This is a genomic window from Streptomyces sp. NPDC054840 (assembly GCF_053611065.1).
The window spans coordinates 1-5,130 of the sequence record NZ_JBSGZP010000549.1 but is presented as its reverse complement, the minus strand read 5'-3'; the positions used below and the strand labels follow the sequence as shown (position 1 = coordinate 5,130).

Annotated in this window: 5 protein-coding genes; 2 read left to right on the top strand and 3 right to left on the bottom strand. The window is 71.7% G+C overall.

The window, feature by feature from the left end:
* Positions 1-1,602: phospholipase D family protein (locus tag ACWGIU_RS29295; RefSeq protein ID WP_453710783.1), on the top strand; the 1,602-nt coding region annotated here is incomplete at its 5' end.
* 143 nt (positions 1,603-1,745) lie between these two features.
* Positions 1,746-3,191: a glyceraldehyde-3-phosphate dehydrogenase gene (locus ACWGIU_RS29290; RefSeq protein WP_453710781.1), complete on the top strand. Its 1,446-nt coding sequence runs from the start codon at positions 1,746-1,748 to the stop codon at positions 3,189-3,191.
* 4 nt (positions 3,192-3,195) lie between these two features.
* On the opposite strand, the gene ACWGIU_RS29285 is transcribed toward ACWGIU_RS29290, so the two are convergent.
* From ACWGIU_RS29285 to ACWGIU_RS29275, 3 genes are read right to left on the bottom strand one after another with little or no spacing between them, the layout of a single operon-like run.
* Complete coding sequence (locus ACWGIU_RS29285; RefSeq protein ID WP_453710780.1) at positions 3,196-3,687, bottom strand: hypothetical protein; 492 nt, start codon at positions 3,685-3,687, stop codon at positions 3,196-3,198.
* A 39-nt stretch (positions 3,688-3,726) separates the two neighbouring features.
* Positions 3,727-3,861 carry a hypothetical protein gene (locus ACWGIU_RS29280; protein ID WP_453710778.1) on the bottom strand — a complete coding sequence of 45 codons (135 nt, stop codon included), beginning with the start codon at positions 3,859-3,861 and terminating at the stop codon, positions 3,727-3,729.
* Complete coding sequence (locus tag ACWGIU_RS29275; protein WP_453710776.1) at positions 3,858-5,051, bottom strand: MFS transporter; 1,194 nt, start codon at positions 5,049-5,051, stop codon at positions 3,858-3,860. Before ACWGIU_RS29275 ends, ACWGIU_RS29280 begins: the two co-directional genes overlap by 4 nt.
* Positions 5,052-5,130: the final 79 nt, after the last annotated feature.

Genomic DNA, 5,130 nt, shown 5'->3' with positions numbered 1-5,130 from the left:
GCCGTGACGCGCGCCGACTGGCTGCTGGCCCCTGCCGAACGGGGCAATCCCGCGACACGCCTGGACCGGCGCCGCCCGGACGGCGAGGCCTGGTCCCGGGGCAACCAGGCACGGCCGCTGGTCCACGGCGCCACGTACTTCGCGGAGCTCCTGGCGGCTGTCCGCGCGATGGGTCCGGGCGATCTGCTCCTGTTCACCGACTGGCGCGGCGATCCCGATGAACGGCTCGACGGCCCCGGCACCGAGATCGGCGGCGTCCTGTGCCGGGCGGCCGAACGGGGCGTCATCGTCAAGGGCCTGCTGTGGCGATCCCACTTGGACAGCCTTCACTTCAGCGAAGAGGAGAACCTCCACTTCGGCAAGGAGCTCGCGGAGGCCGGAGCCGAGTGCCTGTTGGACATGAGGGTGCGGCCGGGCGGCTCCCACCACCAGAAACTGGTGGTGCTGCGCCACCGCGGCCGTCCGGAGCTGGACGTCGCCTACGTCGGCGGGATCGACCTCTGTCACAACCGCAACGACGACGCGACGCATGCCGGCGACCGGCAGTCGCTGCCCCTCGCCCCCGCCTACGGGCCGCACCCGCCGTGGCACGACGTCCAGCTCGCCCTGCGCGGCCCGGTCGTGGGAGACATCGAGGCCGTCTTCCGCGAACGGTGGGAGGATCCGGCCCCGCTCAGCCGGAGCCCGCTCTCCCGGCTGCGGGAGCGCATGCACCGCGAGGACATCAGCGCCGACCCGCTGCCGCGGCAGACCCCCGACCCGGCGCCGTGCGGTACGCACACCGTCCAACTGCTGCGGACCTATCCGAACCGGCTGCTGTGGGGCTACCCCTTCGCCCCCGACGGCGAGCGCAGCATCGCGCGGGGCTACAGCAAGGCGCTGGGGCGGGCCCGGGCGCTGATCTACCTGGAGGACCAGTACCTGTGGTCACCCCGGGTGGTGGACTGCTTCGCCCGGGCGCTGCGCAGGCATCCGCGGCTGCGGCTGATCGCAGTCGTTCCCACGGTCCCGGAGCAGACCGGTCCGCTCACGCTGCCCATGAACCTGATCGGGCGGATCAAGGCTCTGGACGAGCTGCGCGCGGCCGGCGGTGACCGGGTCGCGGTGTACGGGCTGGAGAACCGGGCCGGAACCCCCGTCTACGTCCACGCCAAGGCGTGCGTGATCGACGACGTATGGGCCTCCATCGGCTCGGACAACATCAACCTCCGTTCCTGGACCCACGATTCCGAACTCAGCTGCGTCGTCCACGACGAGCGCACCGACCCGCGGCCGCCGACCGACCCGGGGGGTCTCGGGGACGGTGCGCGGGCTTTCGCCCGGGAGCTGCGCCTGGAACTCATGGCCGAGCACACCGAAGCCGCGGCGACGGAGGCACTGTGCGACCCTGTCTCCGCTTTCGATCTCTTCGCGGAGAGCGCCGCCGCACTCGACGCCTGGCATGAGGGCGGCCGCAGCGGCCCGCGCCCGCCGGGCCGGCTGCGCCGGTACGCCCCGCCGGAGCTCGGGGCGGCGCGGCGGGTGCTCGCCATCCCGTTGCACCGGGTGCTGGTCGACCCCGACGCCCGCCCGTGGGGGATGAGGCTCCGCCGGAGGTTCTGAGGCCCGTTCTGCTGGCAAACCATTGAAAAAACGTACAAATTGATGTCACATAGTGCCCGTTCCCGGCACGGTGGGTACCGCTTAAGTGGCCAAAATGGCGGCGGGTTAGCATATGAGCACCGCCTAGCTCGAAAGATAATCCTGTGACTGTCAATGAGGACTCGTTCACCAGCTGGAAGAACCGCGAGGAGATCGCGGAGTCGATGATCCCGATCATCGGGAAGCTGCACCGGGAGCGGGACGTCACGATCCTGCTCCACAGCCGCTCCTTGGTGAACAAGTCGGTGGTCAGCATCCTCAAGACCCACCGATTCGCCCGCCAGATCGCCGGTGAGGAGCTCTCGGTCACCGAGACGCTGCCGTTCCTGCAGGTTCTGACCACGCTCGATCTCGGCCCGTCCCAGATCGACATCGGCATGCTCGCCGCGGAGTACAAGAGCGACGACCGCGGTCTTTCGGTGGCCGAGTTCACCGCAGAGGCCGTCGCCGGTGCCACCGGCGCGAACAAGCTCGAGCGCGGCGACGGCCGCGACGTCGTCCTGTACGGCTTCGGCCGCATCGGCCGCCTCGTCGCCCGCCTGCTGATCGAGAAGGCCGGCTCCGGCAACGGCCTGCGCCTGCGCGCCATCGTCGTCCGCCAGGGCGGCGACCAGGACATCGTCAAGCGCGCCTCGCTGCTGCGCCGCGACTCGATCCACGGCCAGTTCCAGGGCACGATCACCGTCGACGAGGCGACCAGCACGATCATCGCCAACGGCAACGCCATCAAGGTGATCTACGCGAACGACCCGTCCGAGGTGGACTACACCGAGCACGGCATCAAGGACGCCATCCTCATCGACAACACGGGCAAGTGGCGCGACCGCGAGGGTCTGTCCAAGCACCTGCGCCCCGGCATCGACAAGGTCGTGCTGACCGCCCCGGGCAAGGGCGACGTCCCGAACATCGTCCACGGCGTCAACCACGACACCATCAAGCCGGACGAGCAGATCCTGTCCTGCGCCTCCTGCACCACCAACGCGATCGTCCCGCCGCTCAAGGCCATGGACGACGAGTACGGTGTCCTGCGCGGTCACGTGGAGACCGTCCACTCGTTCACGAACGACCAGAACCTGCTGGACAACTACCACAAGGCCGACCGTCGTGGCCGCTCCGCGCCGCTCAACATGGTCATCACCGAGACCGGTGCCGCCTCGGCCGTCGCCAAGGCGCTGCCCGACCTGAAGGCGCCGATCACCGGCAGCTCGATCCGCGTCCCCGTCCCGGACGTCTCGATCGCCATCCTGAGCCTGCGCCTGGGCCGTGAGACCACCCGCGACGAGGTCCTCGACTACCTCCGCGACGTCTCGCTGCACTCGCCGCTCAAGCGCCAGATCGACTTCACCACGGCTCCCGACGCGGTCTCCATGGACTTCGTCGGTTCGCGCCACTCCTCGATCGTCGACGCGGGCGCCACCAAGGTGGACGGCGACAACGCCATCCTCTACCTCTGGTACGACAACGAGTTCGGCTACTCCTGCCAGGTCATCCGTGTGGTCCAGCACGTGTCCGGCGTCGAGTACCCGACCTACCCGGTTCCGGCGGTCTGATCCGTCAGAGCGCTCGCCGTCCGACCGGCTGCTTCGACAGGCGGGGTGATGAGGGGAGGGCGACCGATGCCGACGGGCATCGGTCGTCCCGCCCGCCGTCCCCCGCCTGTCGTGCGTCCCGCCCCCGTCCGCGGAGCGCCACGAGATGGCGGGCCAGCGCGATCCCGGCCAGCACGGCCACGAGCACGCACACGCCCGGCCACCCGGCCCCGCCGTAGATCCGTACACCGAGCCAGGACCCGCCGCTGCCGCCGAGGTACGCGCAGGTCATGTAGGCGGTGTTGAGCCGGCTGCGGGCATCGGGGCGCAGGGCGTACACCCGGGCCTGGTTGGCGAGCATGCCGGACTGCATCGAGACGTCGAGCAGCAGCGTCCCGGCCGCCAGCGCGGCCGGACCCGCCGGCCCACCGCCGGCCCCCGCGGCGAGGACCGCGGCCGAGAGAAGGACCCCCAGCAGGCAGCCGAGGCTCACCCGGTCCGGTCCCACCCGGTCCACCAGACGCCCGGCGTACGGGGTACGGGGTGCACAGCATCGTCACCGCGCCCACCAGGGCGAGCATCCCCACCGCGTGGCGCCCAGGCCGTACGCCGGGCCGGTGAGCAGCAGCGCCAGGCAGGTCCAGACCGCCGAGAAGGCGCCGAAGACCGTCGCCTGGTAGAGGCGCCTCACGCGCGGGCCCGCGCGGGCCGCCGCAGCAGCAGGTAGCCGGCCGCGGCCACGACCAGTACGGCCATGCAGGCGATGAACACGAGCCCGGCACCCTCCAGACCGATCGGGCCCACCAGCAGCCCCACCCCGATCACCGGCAGCGAGATGCCGGTGTAGGCGACCACGAACAACATCGAGATCACTGCCGCCCTGCGGTCCGGTGGCGAGGCCGCGGCCACCCCGGCCAGCGCCCCCCGGAACGCCAGCCCCTGCCCGACCCCGCCGACGACGGCGCTCGCGACCACCAGCGCGAGCAGGTCCCACCACAGCGCGCCCGCGAGCAGCGCCAGCCCGGCGAGCAGCCCCGCACAGCCCAGCGGCAGCGACCGGCCCACCCCGACCCGGCCGACCGCCAGTTGCCCGGCGGTCGAGGCGAAGAAGGCCAGCGCGACGATCAGTCCGCTCACCGCGTGGTTGCGCACGTCCAGGGACTCGGAGAGGAAGGCGGGGCTGACCGAGGTGAACACCCCGAACAGCGCGAAGCCGGCGAAGGAGGCGATCGCCGCGGGCGCGAACACCGACCGCACCTGCGGGGGCAGGCCGGGCCGCTGCGCTCGTACGGCGCTCAGCGGCTGCCGGTCCCGCACGGTCTCGGGGAGCCGCGCCAGGACGACGGCCGAGACGGCCACCAGTGCGAGGTGCACGACGAACGGCAGGTACAGCGGCCAGGGGGCGTACTCTGCGAGCACTCCGGCGAGCAGCGGGCCGCAGCCCAGCCCGCCCATATTGGCGGCCGTCGCCACGAACGTGGCCCGCGAGGCGCCGCCGCTCGGGGCCAGTTCGATCACGTAGGCCGTGGCGGCCCCGGTGAACAGGCCGGCGGACAGTCCCGACATCAGCCGGCCCGCGTACAGCCAGCCCGTGCCGGTGGCGCACAGGAAGCAGACGGCGCTGGCCGCCGAGAAGGCCAGGCCGGCCAGCAGCACGGGACGCCGGCCGACGGTGTCCGAGGCGTTGCCCGCCAGCAGCAGTACGCCGATCACCCCGAAGGCGTACACGGCGTACACGACGGTCACCATCAGCTCGGAGAACCCGAACTTCTCCTGGTAGAGCCCGTACAGGGGGGTGGGCAGCGTGGTGCCCGCCATGCACACGGCGAACACCGCCCCGCCGAGCAAGCACTGGCGCCACCGCCGGCGATCACCGTCCATGCCGCCGACGGTAACCCGGTCGCCGCGGCCCGGCGCGGCGGCGGGGCCCGCCGGTCAGGGGCGGCCCGCGTGGAGTTCC

What these genes read in the sequence shown, in the direction of transcription:
- ACWGIU_RS29275 (WP_453710776.1), bottom strand. Translation starts at nt 5,051, where the DNA reads ATGGACGGTGATCGCCGGCGGTGGCGCCAGTGCTTGCTCGGCGGGGCG.